25 protein-coding genes are annotated in these 23,837 nt (G+C 46.7%); 4 read left to right on the plus strand and 21 right to left on the minus strand.

What is annotated here, in order from left to right; all coding sequences use genetic code 11:
• Positions 1-16 precede the first annotated feature (16 nt).
• From WKT10_RS02020 to WKT10_RS02050, 7 genes are all read right to left on the minus strand, one after another.
• Positions 17-541 carry an adenine phosphoribosyltransferase gene (locus WKT10_RS02020; protein WP_066545009.1) on the minus strand — a complete coding sequence of 175 codons (525 nt, stop codon included), beginning with the start codon at positions 539-541 and terminating at the stop codon, positions 17-19.
• 42 nt (positions 542-583) lie between these two features.
• Positions 584-1,576: a LacI family DNA-binding transcriptional regulator gene (locus tag WKT10_RS02025; RefSeq protein ID WP_066545010.1), complete on the minus strand. Its 993-nt coding sequence runs from the start codon at positions 1,574-1,576 to the stop codon at positions 584-586.
• 15 nt (positions 1,577-1,591) lie between these two features.
• Complete coding sequence (locus WKT10_RS02030) at positions 1,592-3,142, minus strand: glycoside hydrolase family 28 protein (protein WP_340275114.1); 1,551 nt, start codon at positions 3,140-3,142, stop codon at positions 1,592-1,594.
• A gap of 76 nt (positions 3,143-3,218) precedes the next feature.
• On the minus strand, positions 3,219-4,070 hold the full coding sequence (locus WKT10_RS02035; protein ID WP_066545013.1) for a carbohydrate ABC transporter permease: 852 nt from the start codon (positions 4,068-4,070) through the stop codon (positions 3,219-3,221).
• Between the two features lie 6 nt (positions 4,071-4,076).
• Complete coding sequence (locus WKT10_RS02040; protein ID WP_066545017.1) at positions 4,077-4,970, minus strand: carbohydrate ABC transporter permease; 894 nt, start codon at positions 4,968-4,970, stop codon at positions 4,077-4,079.
• A 28-nt stretch (positions 4,971-4,998) separates the two neighbouring features.
• Positions 4,999-5,301 (minus strand): hypothetical protein, encoded by a 303-nt coding sequence (locus WKT10_RS02045; RefSeq protein ID WP_340275116.1) that lies wholly within the window; start codon positions 5,299-5,301, stop codon positions 4,999-5,001.
• Between the two features lie 64 nt (positions 5,302-5,365).
• Complete coding sequence (locus WKT10_RS02050; RefSeq protein ID WP_337933780.1) at positions 5,366-6,724, minus strand: ABC transporter substrate-binding protein; 1,359 nt, start codon at positions 6,722-6,724, stop codon at positions 5,366-5,368.
• 457 nt (positions 6,725-7,181) lie between these two features.
• On the opposite strand from WKT10_RS02050, the gene WKT10_RS02055 reads away from it, so the two are divergent.
• The 3 genes from WKT10_RS02055 to fsa all read left to right on the plus strand — a co-directional run bounded on the left by WKT10_RS02055 (position 7,182) and on the right by fsa (position 9,960).
• Complete coding sequence (locus tag WKT10_RS02055; RefSeq protein WP_340275196.1) at positions 7,182-8,324, plus strand: glycoside hydrolase family 88/105 protein; 1,143 nt, start codon at positions 7,182-7,184, stop codon at positions 8,322-8,324.
• A 5-nt stretch (positions 8,325-8,329) separates the two neighbouring features.
• The gene (locus tag WKT10_RS02060; protein ID WP_296036636.1) at positions 8,330-9,079 is read left to right on the plus strand and encodes a DeoR/GlpR family DNA-binding transcription regulator; all 750 of its coding nucleotides are present in this window, start codon (positions 8,330-8,332) and stop codon (positions 9,077-9,079) included.
• Positions 9,080-9,306: 227 nt separating this feature from the next.
• A complete protein-coding gene (gene fsa, locus WKT10_RS02065; protein ID WP_340275122.1) occupies positions 9,307-9,960 on the plus strand; it encodes a fructose-6-phosphate aldolase in 654 nt (217 codons plus the stop codon).
• Between the two features lie 68 nt (positions 9,961-10,028).
• On the opposite strand, the gene phoU is transcribed toward fsa, so the two are convergent.
• The 7 genes from phoU to WKT10_RS02100 form a co-directional block, all read right to left on the minus strand.
• On the minus strand, positions 10,029-10,691 hold the full coding sequence (gene phoU / locus WKT10_RS02070; RefSeq protein WP_066545028.1) for a phosphate signaling complex protein PhoU: 663 nt from the start codon (positions 10,689-10,691) through the stop codon (positions 10,029-10,031).
• A 33-nt stretch (positions 10,692-10,724) separates the two neighbouring features.
• Entirely contained in the window at positions 10,725-11,486 is a 762-nt protein-coding gene (gene pstB / locus WKT10_RS02075; protein ID WP_296036642.1) for a phosphate ABC transporter ATP-binding protein PstB, read from the minus strand.
• 30 nt (positions 11,487-11,516) lie between these two features.
• Positions 11,517-12,419, minus strand: a complete 903-nt coding sequence (gene pstA / locus WKT10_RS02080; protein WP_066545032.1) for a phosphate ABC transporter permease PstA — start codon at positions 12,417-12,419, stop codon at positions 11,517-11,519.
• Complete coding sequence (gene pstC / locus WKT10_RS02085) at positions 12,409-13,344, minus strand: phosphate ABC transporter permease subunit PstC (protein ID WP_340275125.1); 936 nt, start codon at positions 13,342-13,344, stop codon at positions 12,409-12,411. Before pstC ends, pstA begins: the two co-directional genes overlap by 11 nt.
• A gap of 27 nt (positions 13,345-13,371) precedes the next feature.
• Positions 13,372-14,298 carry a phosphate ABC transporter substrate-binding protein gene (locus WKT10_RS02090; protein WP_337933770.1) on the minus strand — a complete coding sequence of 309 codons (927 nt, stop codon included), beginning with the start codon at positions 14,296-14,298 and terminating at the stop codon, positions 13,372-13,374.
• 206 nt (positions 14,299-14,504) lie between these two features.
• Entirely contained in the window at positions 14,505-14,933 is a 429-nt protein-coding gene (locus tag WKT10_RS02095; RefSeq protein ID WP_337434200.1) for a hypothetical protein, read from the minus strand.
• Positions 14,934-14,967: 34 nt separating this feature from the next.
• Complete coding sequence (locus WKT10_RS02100; RefSeq protein ID WP_337434201.1) at positions 14,968-15,186, minus strand: hypothetical protein; 219 nt, start codon at positions 15,184-15,186, stop codon at positions 14,968-14,970.
• 135 nt (positions 15,187-15,321) lie between these two features.
• Between WKT10_RS02100 and WKT10_RS02105 the strand changes: the two genes are divergently transcribed.
• Positions 15,322-16,392, plus strand: coding sequence for an undecaprenyldiphospho-muramoylpentapeptide beta-N-acetylglucosaminyltransferase (locus WKT10_RS02105; RefSeq protein ID WP_337434202.1), 1,071 nt, complete (start codon positions 15,322-15,324; stop codon positions 16,390-16,392).
• A 6-nt stretch (positions 16,393-16,398) separates the two neighbouring features.
• On the opposite strand, the gene WKT10_RS02110 is transcribed toward WKT10_RS02105, so the two are convergent.
• From WKT10_RS02110 to WKT10_RS02140, 7 genes are all read right to left on the minus strand, one after another.
• A complete protein-coding gene (locus tag WKT10_RS02110) occupies positions 16,399-16,947 on the minus strand; it encodes an RNA polymerase sigma factor (RefSeq protein ID WP_337434203.1) in 549 nt (182 codons plus the stop codon).
• Positions 16,944-17,372 carry an HIT family protein gene (locus tag WKT10_RS02115; protein WP_066545043.1) on the minus strand — a complete coding sequence of 143 codons (429 nt, stop codon included), beginning with the start codon at positions 17,370-17,372 and terminating at the stop codon, positions 16,944-16,946. The genes WKT10_RS02110 and WKT10_RS02115 overlap by 4 nt, the downstream gene beginning before the upstream one ends.
• A gap of 210 nt (positions 17,373-17,582) precedes the next feature.
• A complete protein-coding gene (locus WKT10_RS02120; protein ID WP_340275130.1) occupies positions 17,583-18,593 on the minus strand; it encodes a hypothetical protein in 1,011 nt (336 codons plus the stop codon).
• A gap of 62 nt (positions 18,594-18,655) precedes the next feature.
• Positions 18,656-20,881: a 1,3-beta-galactosyl-N-acetylhexosamine phosphorylase gene (gene gnpA, locus WKT10_RS02125; protein WP_340275132.1), complete on the minus strand. Its 2,226-nt coding sequence runs from the start codon at positions 20,879-20,881 to the stop codon at positions 18,656-18,658.
• 31 nt (positions 20,882-20,912) lie between these two features.
• The gene (locus WKT10_RS02130) at positions 20,913-21,755 is read right to left on the minus strand and encodes a glycoside hydrolase family 88 protein (protein ID WP_340275134.1); all 843 of its coding nucleotides are present in this window, start codon (positions 21,753-21,755) and stop codon (positions 20,913-20,915) included.
• Between the two features lie 267 nt (positions 21,756-22,022).
• Entirely contained in the window at positions 22,023-22,946 is a 924-nt protein-coding gene (locus tag WKT10_RS02135; RefSeq protein ID WP_340275136.1) for an amidohydrolase family protein, read from the minus strand.
• Positions 22,947-22,989: 43 nt separating this feature from the next.
• The gene (locus WKT10_RS02140; RefSeq protein ID WP_340275138.1) at positions 22,990-23,835 is read right to left on the minus strand and encodes a carbohydrate ABC transporter permease; all 846 of its coding nucleotides are present in this window, start codon (positions 23,833-23,835) and stop codon (positions 22,990-22,992) included.
• Positions 23,836-23,837 lie beyond the last annotated feature (2 nt).

Raw genomic sequence — 23,837 nt, forward strand, 5'->3', positions numbered from 1 at the left:
GCTTCTGGACGGAAAATTACTTTCCCTCATAAACGATTGCAGAGTCCACTGCATAATCCTTTAACTTCTCTCTGCCCTTTAATCCGGCCAGTTCCATTACAAAACAGATTTTTACCACCTGGCCTCCCAGCTGTTCGATCAGCTTTATGATCGCCTCTGTAGTGCCTCCGGTGGCGATCAGATCGTCTACGATCACAACCTTCTGGCCCGGACGGATGGCGTCCTTATGGATCTCGATCTCTGCAGTTCCGTATTCTAGTTCATACTCTGCAGAAATGGTCTCGCAGGGAAGCTTTCCCTTTTTGCGCACAGGCACAAAGCTCTTATGCTCTGCATAGGCCACCGGTACGCCGAAAATAAAGCCTCTGGACTCCGGCCCAACGACTACGTCATAATCCAGATCCTTCACCATGGCGCGCAGGCTGTCTACTGCCAGCTGCAGTCCGTCTGCATCCTGTAAAATAGAGGTTACATCCCTGAAAATGATTCCCGGCTCCGGGAAATCGGGAATGCTTCTTACATATTCTTCCAGTTTTTTCATGTCTGCCTTCTCCTTTTGTTTGATCTGCAATCGGTTCACGGACTATTCTTCCTTCAGGTTCCGTACCGTATCCCGTATGATAAGCTTATTATCCAGATAAATTCTCCTGTTATCCACAATTCCATCGTCCAGACGGCGCAGAAGCACTCTGGCGCCCTCTCTGGCGATATCGCCCATGTTTCTCTCCACCGTAGTCAGATGCATATCGGAATAACCGGACAAATCCCAGTTATCAAAGCCGATCAGAGAAACGTCTCCCGGCACAGACAGCCCCGCCTCATCGATCGCTGTCCTTGCCCCAAAGGCCATCTCATCATTAAAACAGAGAATTGCCGTAGGCTCATAGGAAAGGAGCTGTTTTGCTGCGCTGTAGCCGCTTCCGTAACGATAGTTTCCATTAATCATAGGCACCTGATCGGGATCCAGCCCGTGCTTTCGCATGGAGATCCGCCAGCCTCTGTGGCGCAGGCGGGTAGAATCCAGCTCTGGCCTTCCCTCGATGACTGCCAGCTTCCGATGGCCATTATCCAAAAGGTAATCCATGGCCCGTTCCATGGCCCTGGCCTCGTCTGTTGTCACATTGGGCGCATCGATATCCACGGAACGGCAGATAACCGTCATGGGAATCTTCTTTGACAGAACCTCATCCATAAATTCCATATCCTCATTTTTCTGAGACAGAACAATGATCCCGTCAAAATAGCTGGGATTTAAGGTACCCGGTTCATGCATATCAATACCCTTTACCACTACATTATACTTGCTTCCCGTAATACTGTAAACCCCTGTAAGTACATCGTGAAGCACATAGGGAGAAGTCATTTTGCTGATCGTGGAAAAATACAGTCCGATCACATAGGAACGTGATTTTTTCAAGTGGATCGCTGCCTGATTGGGTACATATCCCATTTCAGACGCCAGACGGCGGATCCTGTCTCTTGTCTCGGAATATCCACCCACTCCGTTTAAGGCCCTGGAAACCGTTGAATAGGAAACCCCCGCCTTTTTAGCGATATCCTTGATCGTTACTGCCACTTTATCCCCTCCGTTTTACATATTCCCGATATTTTTTGTGACAACTGCAGGCCCTTCCTGGCCGCTTATCTCCACATCCTTTAATATAAGCTCTTCGATATTATTTGCATAGATTCCCTGGCGGCAGGTGGTCTTACTGCAGCCCTCCATCATGGCCGGCTGGCCGCACATAGGTTCATCTGCATAAGTTACCCGCACATGCTCCATCTCTACCCGTCCGATCTTCTTTTCCGGCAGGCCGTACATATAGGCAGCAGCCACATGGCAATTTCTGGCCTCAATATTTCTAAAGGTAAGGGTAGCGATCTCCGGCAGGCGGTCATCCACCGGTCCGGCTTCCTTGCTGCGGACATACTCAGAATGGCCATCCGGATCGCAGAAATAGAAACAATTGATCACAAAGGGAGTCATTACATGATCCATTGTGATATTTTCAAATAAAATACCCTGAACTACCGCATCCTTTCCACGTCCTCTTCTGGTCTTGATCCGCAGTCCCCGGTCCGTATGAAGGAACATACAGTCTCTTACGGTCAGATTCTTCACGCCTCCGGCCATCTCGCTTCCGATGGTAATGGAGCCGTGGCCGTCGCGCATACAGCACTGGCGGATGGTTACATTTTCACAGGGACGCTTATAGGTTGATCCCATATAGATCTTTCCGGATTTTAAGGCAATGCAGTCATCGCCCAGAGAGAAGTACACGCCTGTTATTTCCACATTTTTACAGGACTCCGGATCCAGACCGTCGGTATTGGGAGAATCCTTTGGATTTAATACCTTCATATCCAGGAAGCGGAGGTTGTCGGAAAAATAGGGATGGAGATTCCAGCTTGGGCTGTTCTGTACGGTGATGCCCTGGAGAACTACATGTTCACACCGCTCTAAAAATACCATTCTGGGGCGGAATGCGCCGTTCATGATCTTGGGATCCTTCCACCAGTTCTCTCTGTCTGCATTTCCATCTATCGTTCCCTGTCCGTAAATCGTTACATTTTTTACGTTCACACCTGTAATAATAGCTGTAAACATAGGAAGAGGATTTCCCTCCCAGGTACCCAGATTGTACTCATCCTTTTCATTATAACTCTGGATCATCCCTTTGAACACAGGAAAACGGCTGCGGTCTGTAAAAGCAGACAATACGGCTCCCTCATCCAGCTCAATGGAAACATCATCCTTAAGGAACAGAGAAGAGATCCGGTAGGTTCCTGCCGGGATCAGCACACGACTCTCTTTCGGGCAGGCCATGATCGCTGCCTGGATAAAGATCGTGTCATCGCTCTCCCCATCTCCCTTTGCGCCAAAGTCGCGGACATTTAAGGTAACAAACTCATAGTCTGTAGCAAAGTAGGACATAATCCTCTCTCCGGCCTCATTGACCGCCTCTACTTCGTACTGGGTATCGGGAGTCAGATGATACAGGCTGGTGACCGCCTTGTCTGTTTTTGCCGCCTCTTTGTGATTTAAGTAGATAGTCCAGGAAGAAGCTGTATGGTAGCGTCCTCCGTCTTCAATTTCAATTACCGCACATCTTGCGTTCTTGTAGATTACTTTTAATTCCATAGCTTTTGTCTCCTTTAACAAAAATAGAGGAATCCCCCGAAAGAGAATCCTCCGTTTTTAATGTACCATGTAACATTTAACCCTTTACACCGCCGGCTGCGATACCGTCAATAAAGGAATCCTGGGCGCAGAAAAATACCACCAGGGAAGGAATAATGGAAATCAGGGACATTGCCAGAATCCGGTTCCACTGGAAGCCTACGTCGCCGTCCATAGACATACGCAGATATACGGAGTTGGTATATTTATCCATATCAGCGATATAGATCAACGGGCCCTGGAAGTCATTGTTGGTCCACATGAACTGGAACAGCGCACAGGATACCAGTGATGGCTTTAACATAGGCACGATTACATACCACAGTGTTTTTAAGGTGTTGCAGCCGTCAATCTTAGCCGCCTCCTCCAGCTCTTTTGGTACGCCTCGTAAGAACTGGATCAGCATGAATACAAAGTAGGTATCAGCTGCAAATAAGGACGGGATAACCAGAGGCAGGTAGGTATTTACCCACTTCCAGTTGTTGAACATGATGTACTGAGGTGCGTTTAATACAACCTGAGGAAGGAACAGGGTAGACATCAGCAGTGCAAAAAAGATGTTCTTTCCTTTAAAGTTGAAACGTCCAAAGCCATATGCTGTGATCGTTGCGGATACAACGGTAAAGATAACCTTCGGAATAACGATCTTGTAGGTATTGATCAGAGATTTAACCAGATCGATCTTTCCTCCGTAGCTCTTAAATGCATTGTCATAGCCGTCGAATACAGGATTCTTCGGGATAAACCATGCGCTGGTGAAGATCTCGGAGTTGGTCTTAAAGGTTGCTCCCACCATCCAGATCAGAGGATACACCATGATAATCCCTACCAGGATCAGAAGGGTGTAGCGGATCACAGTACTGATTTTTCTTCTTGTCTCTCTTGTCATCTGATTCTACCTCCCATCCTCATCTGAATAGTAAACCCACTTCTTCTGGCTGACAAATGCAACAACGGTCATGGTCATAGTAATCAAGAACAGGATCCACGCCTGGGCGCTTGCCATACCCATCTTGTGGCGGAGGAATGCGTTGTTGTAGATCAGCATGGAGATCAGGGTGGTTGCTCCGTTTGGTCCGCCCTTGGTTACAAGGAACGGTCCGTTGAACTCCTGGAACGCCTGGCATAACTGGGTAACCAGGTTGTAGAAAATAACCGGTGTGATCAGGGGTACGGTAATCTTAAAGAACTGTGTCCACTTGCCGGCGCCGTCGATGGAAGCCGCCTCATAAAGATCCTCAGACACGCCCTTTAAGGCTGCCAGGAAGATAACCATAGCGGAACCGAACTGCCATACACGGAGAAGTACGATCACCATCAGGGCGCTCATGTCTCCGGCCATCCAGTTGATCTCCGGGATACCGAACGCGCCTAAAACGGTGTTGATCAGGCCGTCTGTGTTAAATACAGCTCTCCACAGGATAGCGATCGCGATGGAGCCGCCCAGAATGGAAGGGATGTAGTAAGCGGTTCTGAAGAAGTTTACGCCCTTTAACTTAAAGTTTAAGATGTAGGCAATAAACAGAGCGAACATCAGCTTTAAGGGCACGTCAAAAATGGCGTATTTAAACGTTACCACAAAGGCGCGGATGATATCGGGATCCGTAAAGATCTTCTCGTAATTCATCATGCCGTACTTGGTAATGCCATTGAAAAGGTCGTAGTTGGTGAAGCTGTAAAAAAGGGATGAGAGGAAGGGATATACCTTAAACAGGATAAAACCAACCAGCCAGGGCAGGATGTACAGAAGGCCGATATTCAGCGCCCAGAATCCTTTCTTGTTTTTCATACGGTTACCTCCATAATATTTCGTACTTTTATACGCGATCCGCATACTTTTCTGCCAGGAGAGTGCCCAGGGCGCAGCCCTTTTTTATGGCGTATGCGAGCTGCTCGCCGGAAGCCTCTTTGGAAGCCTCCAGATGTTTTCTTATGCCTTCACGGAACATGTCCTGGAGCGCTCTGTAATGCTCATAGATCTCCGGAGACATCTCCTCTATTATGTCGATCAGCAGGGCCAGATCTGCCTCGCTGAGAGTTTTCTGTGTTTTAAAATAAGTAACAATACTGCTGTAATTTTCTTTGTTTTTAACTGCTTCTCTGATTTCTTTTTCTGTCATATTCACTGTTCCCCTCAAAGGGAGGCAGCGTCTGAAAGGGACGCTGCCGTTTATTTCTTGCGGATTAGTAGTTGCTGTAGCACTCATCAATGCCCTTAAGCAGTTCCTCGGCAGCCTCGGCAGATGTCGTGTTGCCTGCGGACAGCTTACCGAATACCTTGTAGTATACGCCGTCAGGGTTAGCCTTTAAGTCATTATGCTCGAAGTAGGGATCCAGAGGGAACTTGCTGTATGCAGTCACCTTGGAGTTTGCTTCCTTAACCATCTCATCGCCGATTCCCTTCTCATTGAGAATCTCAATTGCCTTCTTGGAGCAAGGGATACCTCTCTCAGTACCGGAGATTTCGATGCCTTCATCCTCATTTAACAGGAAGTTGATCAGCATGGCTGCTTCCTTCGGATGCTCAGAATTTGCTGCAACTGCAAATGCCATGGATACCTTGGTAAATCCGCCGTTGTGATCGCCGAACTTGATGAAGTCGCCGATTACCAGCTCCTGTCCAGGCTTATCTGTACTCTCTGCGATCGCCTGCTGGAACTTGCTTACAGAAGAATCCCACTCAAGGATACCTGCATACTTACCGTTGATCCACTTAGCGTTCTTGTCAAGAGAGTCTGCCATATCGCCCTGAAGTGTAGCCAGAGTAGGAATTACATGATTCTCTTCCAGCTTTGTGATGAAATCCATACCTTCCTGGATCTCTTCCTTTGTATACTGAACAGCTCCGTCCTCTACCCAGGCCTTGCCGTACTTGCTCTCTAAGTAGTATACCAGGAAGATCGCACGGTCGTACTCGCCCAGTGCCAGAGGATAATAATCGTCGCCGTATGCCTTAAATGCCTCTCCGGCTGCCAGTAAGGATGCCTCGTCTGTAGGAAGCTCGCATCCGATCTCATCAAATGTGGTCTTATTCCAGTAGAACAGACGGCCTGTCAGAGAAATCGGAACTGCCATCAGCTTTCCGTCTGCCTTACACTGATCCAGAACCTCCTGGTCAAACTGTGTCAGGTCGATCACATCGCTGTACTCGTCCAGATTTACAAAATTCTTGCCGTTTCCGCTGTAGGATGTGATCCAGTTCCAGTTGATCTGCATCACGTCAGCTGCATTGCCTCCCTGGATCGCCAGAGCCTGCTTCTCTTCCCAGCCGGTCCATGCGCCATACTCAGCCTCAACCTTGATGTTTGGATACTTTTCCATGAAAGCTGCGATTGCCTTTTCTGTTGCCTCATGACGGGCATCACCGCCCCACCATGAAAACTTTAAGGTAACTTCCTCATTGCTCGCTGCGCTGTCGCCGCCCTCAGCCTTACCTGCTGCAGTTGTATCTGTAGATGCGGACGTACCGCCGCAGGCTGCCAGAGATAATGCCATGGTAGATGCCAGAGCCAGAGATACTGCTTTTTTGAAATTTCTCTTCATTTTACTCTCTCCCTTTCTTTTCCCCTTCACATACACATTTTGCAAAGGTTTGCAACGTTAATCAAAAAATTATGCACATTTCCTATGTAAACATTTACATTTTTGTATGCTTTTAAGTAAACGTGCTCATTTCTTTAGGTATTTTCATCATAGCATTATTGCTTTCAGTTGTCAATTATGTATTGTGTATATTTTAACATATGTTTTTTGTGCATTGTGTCCAGTTTTATTATTTACTTTTTTATGATAATATGGTTTTAAAGCAGGAATTCATATATCACATAGAAATATAGGTATTTTTCGCCAAAACTTTTCAGACTGCCCTAATATATAATGGCATTCATTACCTGTTTTTCGCATGCAAACGTTTACAGCCTTTTTTCCTCTCTGCTGTCTTCGAAAGCACTGCTGTTTGTGATACAATTCAATAAGGATAAAAGGAGAATCTAAATTTATGATACGGATTTTAGACAATTACATTGACCAGCTGCTGAAAAAAAGCACCCCCCAGGCTCCTGTCTGGAATATTGAAAAGATCAAAAACGGAGCGCCTTCTACCTGGAACTATATCGATGGCTGCATGATCAAGGCAATTCTTGAATTGTACCATATTACCCGAAATGGAAAATACCTGGAATTTGCCGACGCCTTTATCGACTACTTTGTGCAGGAGGACGGCTCCATCGCTTCCTATGATCCAAACGAGTATAACCTGGACAATGTAAATGCCGGCAAAACCCTTTTCGATCTCTATGAGCTTACCGGACGGGAGAAGTACCGCAAAGCCATCGACACGGTATACAGCCAGCTGAAAGGGCAGCCAAGAACCACAACAGGCAACTTCTGGCACAAGATGATCTATCCAAACCAGATCTGGCTGGATGGCCTGTATATGGCCCAGCCCTTCTATATGCAGTATGAAGTAACCTATAATAACGGCGCTAACTGCCAGGACTCCTTTGAGCAGTTTCTTCATGTATATGACCTCATGAAAGACACACGCAACGGACTGTACTACCATGCATATGATGATTCCAGAGAATCCTTCTGGTGCGATCCCGTCACAGGCCTGTCAGACAATTTCTGGCTTCGCGCGCTGGGCTGGTATGCCATGGCCCTGATCGATACCATGGAGGTAATGCCGGGATCCATGGCCCAGGAGAAGGAAAAGCTGGGCGCTATTTATAAGGAACTGATCGATGCCATGCTGCCCTATCAGGACAAGGAAACCGGTATGTGGTATCAGGTTGTAAACAGAGGCCGCATTAAGCCAAACTATCTGGAAACCTCCGGCTCCGCCATCTTCGCCTATGCGATCATGAAGAGCGTGCGTCTGGGCTATCTGGATGAAAGCTATTTTACCTTTGGAGAAAGGGCATTTACCGGCATCTGTGAAACATATCTCTCTGAAGAAAACGGAGAACTTCAGTTAGGCGGCATCTGCCTGGTTGCAGGACTTGGAAATAAAGAAATGCGGGAAGGCACCTTTGACTACTATATGAGAGAACCCATTGTAAAAAATGAGGCAAAAGGCGTAGCCCCTCTGATCCTTGCTTACATTGAAATCCTGCTCCGCGAAAAGGCAGGCACACAGGAGTAGATTTTATGCTGAAAGAAGAACGACAGGCACTGATCTTAAACAAGCTTCATACATCAGGAAAGGTTGTGGTAAGCCAGCTGGCAGCCGACCTTAAGGTTTCCGAGGATACAGTCCGCAGAGATCTGCTGGATCTAGATCAAAAAGGACTGCTAAAACGGGTGTTTGGAGGGGCAATCCCTCTGGAACGTCCGGTCATCGGTTTTTTCGACCGGGAAGAGGCAGACGTAGAGCTGAAGCAGAAGCTCGCCGAAAGAGCCCTGGGCTTTCTGGAACCCGACCAGCTGGTAGCCATTGACGGCAGCAGCACCAATCTGCAGTTTGCTAAGAATATCCCTTCCGATATGAAACTTACGATTTTAACAAACAGCTACAGCATCGCCCATGTGTGTTCCATGAAGGAGCAGGTAAAGGTGATCGTTCTGGGCGGGGATCTGTTAAAGGATTCCATGACAACCGTAGGTGAAACGGCAGCTGCTCAGGCAGCCGCCTACCATCCGGATCTGTGTTTTATGGGCGTTTATGCCGTACACCCCGAATACGGCATGACGATTCCCTATCCTGAAGAGGTAAGTATTAAGAGCCAGCTGATCCGATCCTCCAGACGGGTCATCGCTCTGGTGGATCCCGTGAAGTTGAATACCGTATCACGATATCATGTGTGCGGGATTGAAGCCTTTACAGCCCTTATTACAGACGGATCTGTGGAAGGCGAGATGGCTTTGGGATACCGGAACCGGGGACTGGATTTTATATAAAAACGGCCTGCAAAGCCTCTCTTTGCTCTTTTTGCGTTTGTTTGCGTTAGTTTTTCTTTAATGCGTGCGTTAGTTTGCGTTTTTAATAATTTATGTATTCACATGATTTTATTTTTGCGCAAATTAACGCATTTTTTTGCGATATTATGCTTGACATTGTGCTGTATGGCGCTATAATAAATGTATAAACCAGTATGAAATACAGCAATTTGAGGAGGATTTTGTTTATGAGATTTTTCGTTGATACTGCTAATGTAGAAGACATCCGCAAGGCAAACGATATGGGGATCATCTGCGGAGTTACAACCAATCCGTCTCTGATCGCCAAAGAAGGCCGCGACTTCAAGGAAGTAATCTCTGAGATCACATCCATCGTAGACGGCCCTATCAGCGGCGAGGTAAAAGCTACAACCACAGACGCAGAAGGCATGATCGCAGAAGGCCGCGAGATCGCTGCCATCCATCCAAACATGGTTGTAAAAATCCCCATGACCGTAGAAGGCTTAAAGGCTGTAAAGGTGCTTTCTGCAGAAGGCGTTAAAACAAATGTTACTCTGGTATTTTCTGCTGCACAGGCACTGCTGGCCGCCAGAGCAGGAGCGACTTATGTATCTCCTTTCTTAGGCCGTCTGGATGATATCTCCATGCCGGGCATTGACCTGATCTACGATATCACGGAGATTTTCCAGATGCACAATATCGAAACAAAGATCATTGCAGCCAGCGTGCGCAATCCGATCCATGTGATCGACTGCGCCAAAGCCGGAGCAGATATCGCTACCGTTCCCTACAAGGTGCTGGAGCAGATGACAAAGCATCCCCTGACCGATCAGGGAATTGCAAAATTCCAGGCAGATTATAAGGCTGTGTTTGGCGAATAATGATATGAAAAATGCCAGCTCCGTTTTCGCTTGCGGGGCTGGCATTTTTCATATTAAAACAGTTTCTGTTACATGATCCGCACATGCTTCAAAGCGCCTGTCTTTGAAAACTCGGTCCATTCGCACACATTTACGGCATGGTCTCCGATGCGCTCCAGATATTTGGCGACCATCAAAAGATCGATTCCCTGATCTGCCTGATCCGGCGATGTTTTCAGCAGGCTGATCACATCTGTCTTTACCTGATTAAACAGGCTGTCTACTCGATCATCCATACGGATGATTTTTTCAGTTTCTTCCAGATCCTGGGAAATAAAGGCCTCTACCGCATCGTGAACCATTTTCCTGGCTTCTTCCGCCATAAGAGGAAGATGCTTTACAATGTGATAAGCGTGTTCGCTTTTAATCCTCAAGATCAGCTCTGCTATATCGGAAGCATGATCTCCGATACGCTCCAGATCCGTAACCACCTTTAAAGCGGTGGAAATCTGGCGCAGGTCGCAGGCTACGGGCTGTTGGCGCAGGATCAGAGACAGGCAGCGGGATTCTATAGCCCGCTCCATATCATTAACCGTCCGATCCCCCTTGATGACATCTTCTGCAAGTGTATAATTCTGATCCTCAAAAGCCACAAAGGTCTGCTCAATGGCCTTTTCCACCATGAACGCCATTTCTCTTAAATCCTTATTCAACTCTTCCAACTCATGTTCATAAGTTATGCGAACTGTCATATCTTTTCCTTTCCGCCGCGGTTTTACTGTCTATCAGCCGAAACGTCCTGTAATATAGTCCTCTGTACGCTTATCCTTTGGCATGGTAAACAATTCGTTTGTAGAAGCATATTCTACCACCTCTCCTACAAGAAAAAAGGCTGTATAATCTGCAATACGGGCCGCCTGCTGCATATTATGAGTTACAATAGCCACTGTATATCTGCTCTTTAAATCATCCATCAGATCCTCGATCTTCAACGTGGAAATGGGATCCAGGGCAGATGTAGGCTCATCCATAAGAAGAACCTCCGGCTCTACCGCCAATGCCCTTGCAATGCACAGACGCTGCTGCTGGCCGCCGGACAGTCCCAGAGCAGATTTCTTTAAACGGTCTGAAACCTCATCCCAGAGAGCCGCCCCACGCAGGCTTCTCTCCACTATCTCGTCCAGTTGGGCCTTATTTTTAATCCCGTGGATCCTGGGGCCATAAGCAATATTGTCATAGATACTCATCGGAAATGGATTGGGCTGCTGAAAAACCATTCCCACCTTTTTGCGCAAAAGAGTCGTATCTACCTGGGGATCATAAATATTTTCATCATCCAGAAGAACCGTTCCCTCGATTTTTACATTGGGAACCAGATCGTTCATTCTGTTTAATGTTTTTAAAAAGGTCGATTTTCCGCAGCCGGAAGGCCCGATAAAGGCTGTAATCTTATTTTCATATAAATCCAGATTAATATTTTTTAAAGCATGATTTTCTCCATAGTACAGATTTAGATTCTGTGCGGAGATTTTTACCTTGTTTTCCACAGTTTTTCTCCTTTTGACTGCCTCCGGCGCTTATCGGGTTTCCACATTAAAGCGATGGGACAAATATTTTGCAAGACCGTTAATACCCAGAACGATTACCAGAAGTACCACAGCTACTCCAAATGCCTCATTATATTTTGCCTTCTGCATAAACAGATACAGCTGGATCGTCAGCGTTCCTCCGGACTCAAAAATCTTGCCAAGAATATTTTTGGGCAGATAGTAACCGCTTCCTGCAGTGAATAAAAGAGCCGCAGATTCTCCTACAATACGTCCGATAGCCAGGATCACGCCCGTAACAATACCCGGCATAGCACTGGGAAGAAGAATCGTACGGATCATGTACCATTTGGTAGCTCCGATCCCAAGAGCGCCATGACGGTAACTGTCCGGCACCGTCTTTAAAGCCTCCTGTGTCGTTCTCGTGATCAGGGGAAGGATCATCAATGTCAGCGTCAGGGAACCGGTAAGAATGGAATAACCCAGACCAATGGTATTTCCAAAAAATACCATTCCAAAAAGTCCAAAGATAATGGAGGGAATACCCGAAAGGGTTTCTGTCGTAAATTCGATCATCCGGACAATCTTCCCCGGCTTTGCATATTCATTCAAATAAACGGCAGAACCTACGCCAATGGGAGTAGCGATCAACAGTGTAATTACCACTATGTAGATCGTATTAATAATATTTCCCAGAATACCAAAGGTTCCCTTGACCGCACTGGAAGCAGTGCTTAAGAAAGACCAGGTCACATGAGGAATCCCTCTTACAAATGTATATCCCAGAATGCCCACAAGAATAAGCAGAGAAACAGCGGTACAGCCATAAATAAGACCTGTGAGCAGCATATCTGACGAACGGACATGCTTTCCGTAAATGCTTTCTCTAACTTCAGAATATTTATTAAGCCTGACGGCTGCTTCACCTGTCATTCTTCTTATCTCCCTTCTTAAGAATTCCTGTAAGACTGATATTGATCAGCATAATAAATACAAAAAGTACAAGTCCAATAGTAAAAAGCACCTGCCTGTGGAGACCGGAAGCGTATCCCATTTCAGCCACAATAGCGGTTGTCAGGAAACGGACAGAATTAAAGGGCAGCGGAAGGTTCACCGAGCTTCCGGATACCAGACTGATGGCCATAGCTTCTCCAATGGCGCGGCCCGTTCCCAGTACAATAGCTGTGATAATACCTGACTTGGCCGCCGGAAGCACCACATGGAAAATTGTCTGGATCCTGGTAGCGCCCATTGCCAGAGAAGCGCTTCTGAAGTGCAGAGGCACAGCTCTCAGAGCAGACTCGCTGATGTTGATCACTGTAGGAAGAATCATCAGAGCCAGCACCAGCACTGCTGAAATCAGGTTTGCTCCTCCGGTAAACTGGTGATCTGTTCCCTTAAAAATGATCAGCTCCAGCTTATACATCAGCGGATTTAAAATCAGAATACCAAGAAGTCCATAAATAACAGACGGAATTCCAGCCAGAAGTTCTACTGCCGGGCGCACTACGGATGCAATCTTTTTCGGTGCGATTTCCGCCAGAAACACAGCGGTCATCACTCCAATAGGAACTCCGATCAGGATCGCAAGGAAGGTTCCCACAATAGAAGTCAGGATAACATATAAGATACCAAAGCTGGGATCTGCGGCATCCGGCTTCCACACAGAACCGAACAGGATATCTGTAAGACCTATCTGAAACAGGGCGGGAGTGCCGCTGATAATCATATACAGTGTAATGGATGCAACAGCCAGAACAGCGAAAAAGCCGCAGGCGGTGAAAATCACCTGTGCAGCTTTTTCTACGCCGGACTTGCTGCCATGATGGGAACGTATGGAACAGGTTTCCGTTGTCATTGCAGATCGTCTCCTTTCCAGCCCGGATTATTTCTCTACAGAAATCAGTCCTACAGACTTTACAAGTTCAGCGCCTTCCTCAGAATAAATGAAGTCAAACAGAGCCTTTACCAGATCATTCTGCTCAGAAATCTCACCCTTGGTAGCCATTACGAAGGGACGGCTTAAGAAGTAGGTTCCAGCCTTAATGTTTTCTTCTGTAGGCTCTGCGCCCTCCAGCTTTACTGCTTTTACCGTATCATCCAGTACGTCTAAGGACACATAGCCTACGGCTCCGGGAGTAGAAGCAACCTTTGCCATGACAGCTCCTGTGCTGTCCAGCTCATTTGCATATTTGCACTTATCTTCCAGCTCTAACAGTTCTTCAAAAGCGGTTCTGGTACCGGAACCGGACTCACGGCCTACGACTACGATCGGAGCGTCATTTCCGCCTACATCCTTCCAGTTGGTTACTGTTCCGTCATAAATGCCGGCCAGCTGATCCTTTGTCAGATCTTCTACCGTATTAGAAGGATCAACAACCACTGCAATACCGTCGATTGCTACTATATTCTCAGCGATTCCCTTTGCTTTTTCCTCGTCTTTTAAGTTCCTGGAAGCGTTTCCGATATCTGCTGTTCCATTTGCAGCTGCCTCAACGCCTGCACCGGATCCTACAAACTCTGCCGTCACAGTGACCTTAGGATATTTTTCCATGAATGTTTCACTGAGTGCATTTGCGAACTTCTCCATAGAAGTAGAACCTACCATGCTGATGGTTCCGCTTAAATCAGCAGCAGCCTCTGTTTTCTCCTCTTTCTTTGCTTCCGTGGTATCAGCAGCCTTGCTGTCTGCCGCTGTTGTTGTCTGTGCCGCTGTTGTCTCTTTAGAAGAACTTCCGCAGCCTGCCAGCATACCTGCTGCCATCACTGCTGTACCAACTGCTGCCAGAATCATTTTGCTGTTCTTTTTCATAATATTCTTTCCTCCACGTTGCGCTCTGCGCTTTATTTTCATTGTGTTGTGTTCTTCGCTACATGGAGGAGTATACAAAAGTTTTACATTGAGAGAAAGCAAGGAAAGGTATAAGTTTTGTAAATTCTATGTAAACTAACGCGTTTTATGGAAAAATAACAAAAAAATACCGGCAAAAGCAGTCTTTGCTTTTCCGGTACTACAGTCTATTTTTTCGCGCCTGTGTTTTTTATAAAATCATGGCCGCATTTGGGACAGCGGATGCTGACCTTCCCATGATTTCTGGGAATACGTATCTTCTGTTTACAGCCTGGACAGCTGAAAATCTTATATCTGCGTCTCTCCTCCAGATGGAAGCGCCAGCCTTTTAAGCGCTCTGAAACCTGAAAATGCAGGCGGATATACGCATTATTTTCCTGACTGCGCCTGGTAATGTTCCGGGAAAAAATCCGAAAATAAAGAATTGCCAAAAGGATGATCAGCACACTGCGGATCAATGAGCCAAACCAGTAGGAACGTATAAAGAAGCTTACTGCTGCCAATATGACAATTACAATCGACAGAAATCTTCCCAGCTGGTCTGCGCCGTATCGGCCAATCATAAAACGCTGAAATTTTTCTTTTAGGTTTTGCATGGGGTGTGTCCTTTCTTGCACTGAAAATGATATTTCACAAAAATCCGTCAATCTGTTCCATTCTATTTTCCTTTTCTATCCGCTGGCAGATCTGTTCAAATTCATTTTCCGGTGGGGGAGGCAGGGGGATCGTACTTTTCATAGCCTCCTCAAACTCCCTTAAAACCTGTTCATCTGAAAAACCGCTTATTTCTCCCGGCTCTCTCTGCATATTATCATTCTGATCTGGTTTTTTGCTGTTAAATTTTTCCACGGGTCACCTCTGTTTGCCAAATCTCCTTAAGTTCCCTGATGCTTTAGGGTTGACTTTTTGCAGTTAACGCTTACTATAATACTATAGCACCTCTGTTTTCCGTGCTGTTACAGATACTCATTCAGGAGGTCAATTATGAAAAAAATCATTCTGACCGGCGGTGGCACTGCCGGCCATGTCACTCCAAACCTGGCCCTGCTCCCATCTCTTAAGGAAGCCGGGTATGAGATCCGTTATATCGGTTCTTATCAGGGAATAGAGCGAAAACTTATTGAAAATGCAGGCATTCCTTATGACGGGATCTCCTCCGGTAAGCTGCGCCGGTATTTTGACCTGAAAAATTTTTCAGATCCCTTCCGTGTGATCAAGGGCTATGCCGAGGCAAAACGCCTCTTAAAACGCTATAAGCCGGATGTTGTATTTTCAAAAGGCGGATTTGTAGCCGTTCCGGTTGTACTGGCCGCGAAACACTATAAAATCCCCACCATTATCCATGAATCTGATATGACGCCGGGACTGGCAAATAAAATCTGCATCCCCTCTGCCGCAAGGGTTTGCTGCAATTTTCCCGAAACCATGAAATATCTTCCCGCCGACAAGGCAGTTCTCACCGGCTCTCCCATCCGCGCAGAGCTTTTAAAGGGAGAACGGACTTCCGGACTGGCTTATGCGCACTTAAAAGAAGAGAAACCAGTCCTGCTGATCATAGGAGGCAGTCTTGGGTCTGTGGCTGTCAACACCGCTGTGCGCCGTATACTGCCCCGTCTTCTGCCCTCTTTCCAGATCATACATATCTGCGGTAAGGGCAATCTGGATGAATCTCTCATCGGCACCGAGGGATATGTGCAGTATGAGTATGTAGACGCTCCGTTAAAACACCTCTTTGCAGCGGCAGATATCGTTATTTCCAGAGCCGGAGCCAACTCCATCTGCGAGCTTTTAGCCCTCCGCAAGCCCAATCTGCTGATCCCGCTGTCCGCAGCTGCCAGCCGGGGCGATCAGATCTTAAATGCAAATTCCTTTGCAAAGCAGGGCTTCAGCAAGGTTTTAGAGGAGGAAGCCATCACAGATGATAGTCTCTGTGAAGCAGTAACTGAACTTTATGCCAATCGTTCCTCCTATATCAGCGCCATGGAAACAAGTAAATTAAACCATGCAGTGGAAACTATCATGACGCTGATCAATGAATGTTCCGAAGGAAAATAATCGCTTCTACGGCCACATTTCATTTCCGAGAAGGGTTTCCATATACTTTCTGATACGGCTCACTCTGGAGTAGCAGGCCTTTTCTGAAATATTCAGGATCTGGCATACCTCCTCTGTGGGCCTTCCCTGTATCAGTTTTAAATTTGCCACCTTCTGCCAGTTATCAGGCATATTCTCAATTGCATCCAGTATGGCGATACATCGCTCTTTACTGGCTACATACTCCGGAATACTCTGCTTTCTATTCTGTATCCTGAAGTCTTCCATTATAAAATCATCATTATCTACATCCTCACAGGTTCTGTTTTCAAGCCTTCTGCGGTAATCTACACAACGGCTTTTCACAATCCGGCCAAGAAGTATCCTCTTGCCCGTTTCTGTCTGCTCCAGAGAATAATCATACTGGGCATAGGAAACAAATGTATCCTGAACGATGTCGTCTATATAATCTACAGGAATATTATATCCATAGGCAAGTCTGCGGACGGTACCTTCATACTCCTGGTACATCTGCTCAAACCGCCTTCTGGCTTTTTCATCCATCTTCTTAATCATTCCTGCTTTCGAAAACTGCCTTTTATTTTTTCTGCCAGCTCTGTAAGATCATCTCCGGAAACAGCTCCGGGTGTCCAGCTGACTATATTGGGTCCCCCCTCATAGCGGGGGATCACATGCATATGAAAATGCATCACGGTCTGTCCGGCTGCCTCTCCATTATTCTGAACCAGGTTAAAACCTGCACAGCCTAATCCTTCTTTCATCGCTGCGCCGACCTTTGCTCCTATAGCAAGCACTTTCGCAGCTGTTTTCTCATCCAGTGCGCATACATCCGCAAAATGATTCTTGGGCAGAATCAGGGCATGGCCTCTGGTCGCCGGTCCCAGATCCAGAATAACCCGAAACATATCATCTTCATATACTGTTGCGGACGGTATCTCTCCGTTTGCAATTTTGCAGAAAATACACTTATCGTCTGTCATTTTGACATTCCTCCCTCCTGCGGCCCGAACCGCTTTTCATACCATACGATAAAAGCATATCCGGAATGATTATCCATTTTCAATGTCGTTTACAATCATTTCCAGATATGCTTAATATTAACATAACTTTAATCTCTTGTTAAGTGGGTTGCATTCCCAATATGGAAAATTCTCCCCATCCCCTGTAAAAATCGCCCAATTAAGGAAGAATTATGTAAATTTTTCACAGTACAAATTTACCGTCATTTGGATTGCCTCTGCTCTGGTTACAACTCGGTTCATATCCTGGCAGGTATCTTTGATCCATCCCAGTTTTTCTGCCTCCCGGATGCATTCCAGACTTCCAATCCTTCTCTGCTGTTTGGGGCGGAATGCCCTGACAGTAAAGCTTATGAGTTCTCCCAGTGTCAGCGGATCATCCGGACGGAAGCGATCATCCGGTGTAGTCTCTGGATCAATAAGGTTTTCATCCCAGGCCGCCTGAATCTGCTCCGCATCATACTCATAACGGCTTAAGTCACAATACTCACCCTGCCAGGGGCGTCTGAGCGTTGGTTTCACTGCTTTCAGGAACAGAAACACAAACTGCGCCCGTGGCATTTCCTCCAAGGGATGGAGATATCGCACGCAGGGGTCTAAAAGACCGCATTTCATCGCCTGCTCGAGCATTTCCACATCCTTTTTGGTCAGGCTGCGGCAGTCCTCATAGGGGAGCTCCGGCAGATCCATGCTCAGATTAGGCCGCTCCTCGATCTTGCTGCTTTCTGCCTGTCCCTGAGGACGAAGGGACAGATCCGGTTCCCAGCCACCAGAAACGGTATGGTTCATATGACTGCACAGCGGCTCAATTCTCAGCCTCCGTATTTCTTTTACCATCATATCGGCCAGAAGAGCTCCGCCGTAATCATTTACATGGGTGGTATCATTAAAATAATTCTGGCAGGTCTCCGGCCCCATGGAACAGAATGCTTCAAAAGTCAGGCTGTGAAGGTCAATCACAGGAACGTTCATCTCCTGCCCCACACGTCGGATACTGTCTGCATGAGCCTCCAGCAGATCATACCAGCCCTTTTCGTCCCGAACCGGAATCCGGCTCATAGGGGTAACAAGCACCGGTACAGCGCCCAGCCTCCTGGTTTCCATTACATAGCGGCGAACATTGGACGCAAACTGATCATAGGCCTTTAAATTCCTGCGCTTCTGGTCATTTTTCCGTAGCATTTTCAAAGCATTGATCTGTAAATCTGTACTCTGCCATCTCTTTTACCTGCGCTTTTTTATGATTATATTTCTATCATGCAGCTGCCGCAGGGCTCCAGATCCACTTCCTTTACGGCACCGCCCAGGGTGATCTTCAAGTGCTGAGGCCGATCAGAATTATTGACTGCCACTGCCTTTCCTGAACAGGGGAAATAAGCTGCTTCACAATATATGTTATCTCCCAGCTGCGCTTTTGCCTCTTCCTTTCCCGCTGCCTTTAAGAGCAGTTCCAGAAGAAAACGGCTGTTTTCAACGCTGTATGTAAAATGTGACAGGTAAATGCCGCAGCCCTTTCCATAAGGGTGATAGGTCAGCTTAGGGCTATGTACCTCTTCTCCAATCGGGCTGTAGGCCACATCCTCCGCCAACACCTGTACATTAAAATCTGTAAGATAAATACCTTCCGTTCCTTTCAGGCTTCCTGCAATCGAATCAAGCTCTTTTTTGCTGAATACACTGTCATCTCCAAAGAATTTCTCTGCCTTTTTATAAGAAATCCGCCCATGACAGCACCGTTCGCCCGTATCCTGATCTACGCCCAGCACATCTGCAAGACGGAAATTCGTCATATATCCTTTTATCATAGAAGGCTGGCATACTCCCAGGATACATCCGCCCTCCTCTGCATAGCTTCTGAGTTTTTCCAGTACCCGGCTGTCGTTCCACTGCTCTCCGCCGCTCCATGCGCTTCCTGCAAAGCCTGCATTGATAATTACATCATAGTCAGAAAGCTCCTGCTCCCTTATATCCTCAAAATCAATGTAATCCACCTTTACCGGCCAGCCGGACAATGCCTCATTGATATGTATCAGATCATTCTGCCAGGTCTCATGGAAATGGCCGGAAAGTGTCCAGGAGCGTGTTTTTCCCCAGGCAGTCAGCACTCCCACATGAAGGCGCAGAAGCTGGGGCTCTCCCTCCTCATGAAGAGCCTTTATGGCTCTGAATTCATCTGCAGTCCGGCTGATATATTCCACAAAATCAGGATAATCCTCTAACAGATGCAGGTACCCTCCCAAACCGATCCGGTCAATTTTTGCCCGGAGCATGGCTCTTCTTGCCGCAATCCAGTATTTTTCAGCATCTCTTTTGGGATCTCCATTTCCGGAAAAGGTAGGCGCCCCTCCAAGTCCCACAGGGAACAGATAGGGATGAAGGCGAACCTCATGAACCGGAGCGTCCACACCTGCACACAGGCGGACCTCATAGCCTGAAAAGATACATTTGATGATACCGTCAAATCCAAATTCTGTAAATGTTGGGAAATAAGGCTCCAGTCCTACCCAGCTGTCATCATAAAACACATAGGCCTTTTTTCCATAGGAATGAACCAGATCTACCAGCTGCTTTCCAAAAGAAATCACAAAACGGTTGGTGAATTTCATATAATCCAGCTGCTTTTTGCCGGGAGCCATATGAGTCGCGTGAAGGCGTCCCTGATTGATAAAATCCTCAGAGGTCAGGCCATAGCCGTATTCCTTCTCAAACTCCTTCAAAGCCCTGGGGCTTACGGTGAAGTCATAGGAGCCCCAGTCTGTGAAATGGTTTCTATGGCGTTCATCCTCTCCCCAGATCCAAACGAAGTTGTAGAAAAGAGAGGTAAAACGTACCACCGTGGTATCCGGATTTTCCCCGCACCAGTTTTTCAGCCAGGAAAGCAGATATTCCTGCGTATCCGGGTAACGGGGATCAACGGGCATCAGATGCTCCTTATCCCAGTGATTTGTAACATGATTATACATATTGATCTCTTCCCAGATCCGATATGCCAGGAAATTCACCGTATAATCGTGATATGCCCTGATTCCTGCAACCGTCACAGTGCCCTGCGCCTCATCAAAGGTCCACTGCTCTCTGGGAACCTCTGCATTGTCCGTGCGGTCAAACACCTGCCAGAATTCCAGAGAATCCTCTGAACCATTTACAAGAAACTGCTCCTTAAAATAGCCGTCCAGAAGGCCGATTATTACTGTATCTGCTTTTGCAGTTTTGGGAGCAGACATGAGAAATGTCTGCTGCAGACGGTCCATATGGGCTCTGGCCCATTCATTGTGGTCCCGGATGATGCAGATCGTGGAATAGATCCCATAGCCTGCATTTACGATTTCATCTGAAAGCCTGGTTCCGTCTGAATCACGGATCACATCTGCCCCCCATTGATCTGCCAGCTCCAGTGTCAAAGCCTCGCAGCCTGCCTCTCCCGGAAGTGTAAAGCTGCCCTTTGTATGCGGATATTTTGTATGTTCCATTTTCTCTGCCTGCCCTTTGGCACTCTCCCTCCTACAGCGCTCCGTCGCCTGTAAATTTTTCATAATTAAGGACCGTACCGAAGAATGCCAGCGCCATTCCCTGGCCCCATCCCTGGATCCAGCGTTTGGAAATGCTCCGGTATCCCTCTCTGTCCTTCATCACTGCTGTTCCGCCGGATACATTCATTACCTTTCCATCCTCAGAAATATTTTCCAAAATTCCTGTGATGGCTTTGTTAATATATTTAATATGAAGAGGATTTCCCTTTAACACCATAGCTGCTGCGATTCCGGCAGAGGCAGAAACCTCCTCATAGGACTTCGGATCATCCAGAATGGTTCTCCAGAGGCCGGTGCGCTCATTCTGCAGATACTGGATATGCCAGTACCACTGGTTTAAAGCATCCTCCACCAGTTCTGGACGTTCAAACATAACGCCTGCCCGCAGCATGAAAAATGCAGCCATAAACATGGTATCTGCCCAGCACTGCTCCGGAAAATCATTATTTGCAGATACGGTGTGCTGAAGGACATGATCCCCAAAGCGCAGAGCATGGTTTGTGAGGTAATCCAGCTTATCGTCTATGATCTTTTTATAAGTCTCATCACCTGTTTCCTTATAGAGCGTCAGAAGCACATGGCCCATGGCGCAGTTATTTACCGTAAAGTCCGGAAGCCCCAGGCTGATCAGCTCATCTACCCTCTCTTTTACCATATCAAGGTACTTCTTATTTCCTGTCGCTTCATAGGCCTCCGTTATGCCGTAATAAGCTACACCGCAGGGCCAGTCCCAGGTCATATCCATGTTCATGGTGCGCTCTGCCACTTTGTCTACAACCGCTTCAAGCTGAGCTTTATCATAGTTCAGTTTCATTTTCCTTTCTGTACCGGGCAATTTTGTGTCTATACCTCGGTTTTTGTCCATTTTAATACGGTATTTTCTCTTTTTCTATCACTATATTGCTCTTTTATCATCTATTTTGTCCAGATATGCAGCCCTCCTTTTTCGGATAATTCTAAAAAACAAAAAAGAAGTCAATATCATATATGATACCAACTCCTCTTCCAGACATTAATTTAAAATCACAGAAAAATCCACCCGATACCGTCAATTTACAGCCTGATATCAACCTCCTATCCGTCAGGCGAAATAAACCTCCTCGGCATTTTCATAAAGAATTTTCCCCTTCTCATTCTCTGTAAGCTCCTCACTCCGAGAAATCCATCCGATCAGATGCTCATATGACTCTTTTGTCAAAACGGACGGAACATCCGAACCAAACATAATCTTATCTATCCCCACACTTTTAATTGCAATGCGCAGATATCTCGTCGCGCAGGGGAAGGGGTATGGATCCGGACGGCAATTGTTCGGAACCGCCGCCAGATCAAACCATACATTTGGAAGTGCCAGAGCCTGTAATCCCTCCCGAAGCTTTTCTTCATATCCTGCTGCCACTGCCAGCAAATGACAGACTACAAACTTCATTTGGGGATATCTCAGGATTACATTGCGAAGGGCTTCAATCTGCCAGCTTTCACTTCCGCATTTGCCGATATCTACCACACAGATCAGGTCGTGCTCTGCCGCATATCCAAATTCCTCCATCATCATAGGATCATCCAGAGGCAGCGTAAAATGGTTGCACATAAGTCCAGAACCAGTGCTCATCTCAAATTTCACAATCGGAAATCCCAGTTCTTCAAACAAATGTCTTCGTATCTGTTCCCTGTTCCTGCAAAACGGATCATAGGATGCCGCTGACCGGAACCGATCTGGATATTTCTTTACTGCCTCAAGAGAATACAGATTTTGGAACCCGATATAGTTTCCCTGCAGCAGCACCATCTTATCTACGCCGTTATTGTCCATCAGCTTCAGCATATCCTCCGCAGTCACAACTCCATTGTTAAACTGCTCCGGAAGAATACGGAACCTCTCTCCGGATGCATATTCTGCCATCCCGTTTCCCACAAAACGCAGTTCCCCTCCGGCGCCGGTTCCGGCAATATACTGTACCAAATGCCCGTGGGCATCAATGATTTTTCTGGTTTTCTCAGCCATATTCAAACCCTCTTTTTTAAGTTTTCCTGATGCAGAAATTTCATTATCCCTTCAAGCCGGATGTACTGATTCCTTCTACCAGATATTTCTGGAAGAACAGGAAAATCATAATTGCCGGTAAAACCGACAACGTAGCCATTGCAAACATTGCTCCATAGTCTGATGTAGAACCCGGATCACAGAACAGCTTTAATGCAAGGGATACAGGATACTTGCTGGATTTGCTGACATACAACAGCGGTGAAAGGAAGTCATCCCAGCGCCAGATGAATGAGAAAATACAGGACGTAACCAGCGCCGGTTTAATAAGCGGCAGCATGATATTGACAAAAATGCCCCAATAAGAACAGCCGTCGATTTTAGCCGCCTCATCCAGCTCCTTTGGAATTCCTCCGATAAAATTGGAGATCATATATACGAAGAATCCCTGTGTTGCAAAGAAGTAGGGTACAATCAACGGAAGATAGGTTCCTACCCAGCCTAATTTCTGGTACCACAGATACTGGGGTATCATAAGCACCTGAGCCGGAAGCATCATGGTAACCAGCATAGCTGCAAACAAAATATTATGTCCAAAAAACTTAAAACGTGCAAATCCGTATGCTACAAGCGCAGAAGACATAATTGTTCCCAGCGTAGCCAAAACAGAAATGAGCATAGAGTTCTTAAAAAAGGCAGAAAATGGAACTTTTGCAAATCCCTTCCATCCATTTGTGTAATTTTCCAGTGTAAAGGTTTCAGGAATCAGGCTGCCTGCCGTAGTAAAGATCGTACCGGTTTCCTTAAATGAACTCATCACCATCCACAGCAGCGGGTAAATCATGATAACTCCTATGATAAACACAACAATATGGTATATAATGGCCTTTCCGAGTCTTTTTTCCTTCACTT

Source organism: Enterocloster sp. HCN-30185 (genome assembly GCF_037890305.1).
In the GTDB taxonomy this organism is placed as follows: Bacteria; Bacillota; Clostridia; order Lachnospirales; family Lachnospiraceae; genus Enterocloster.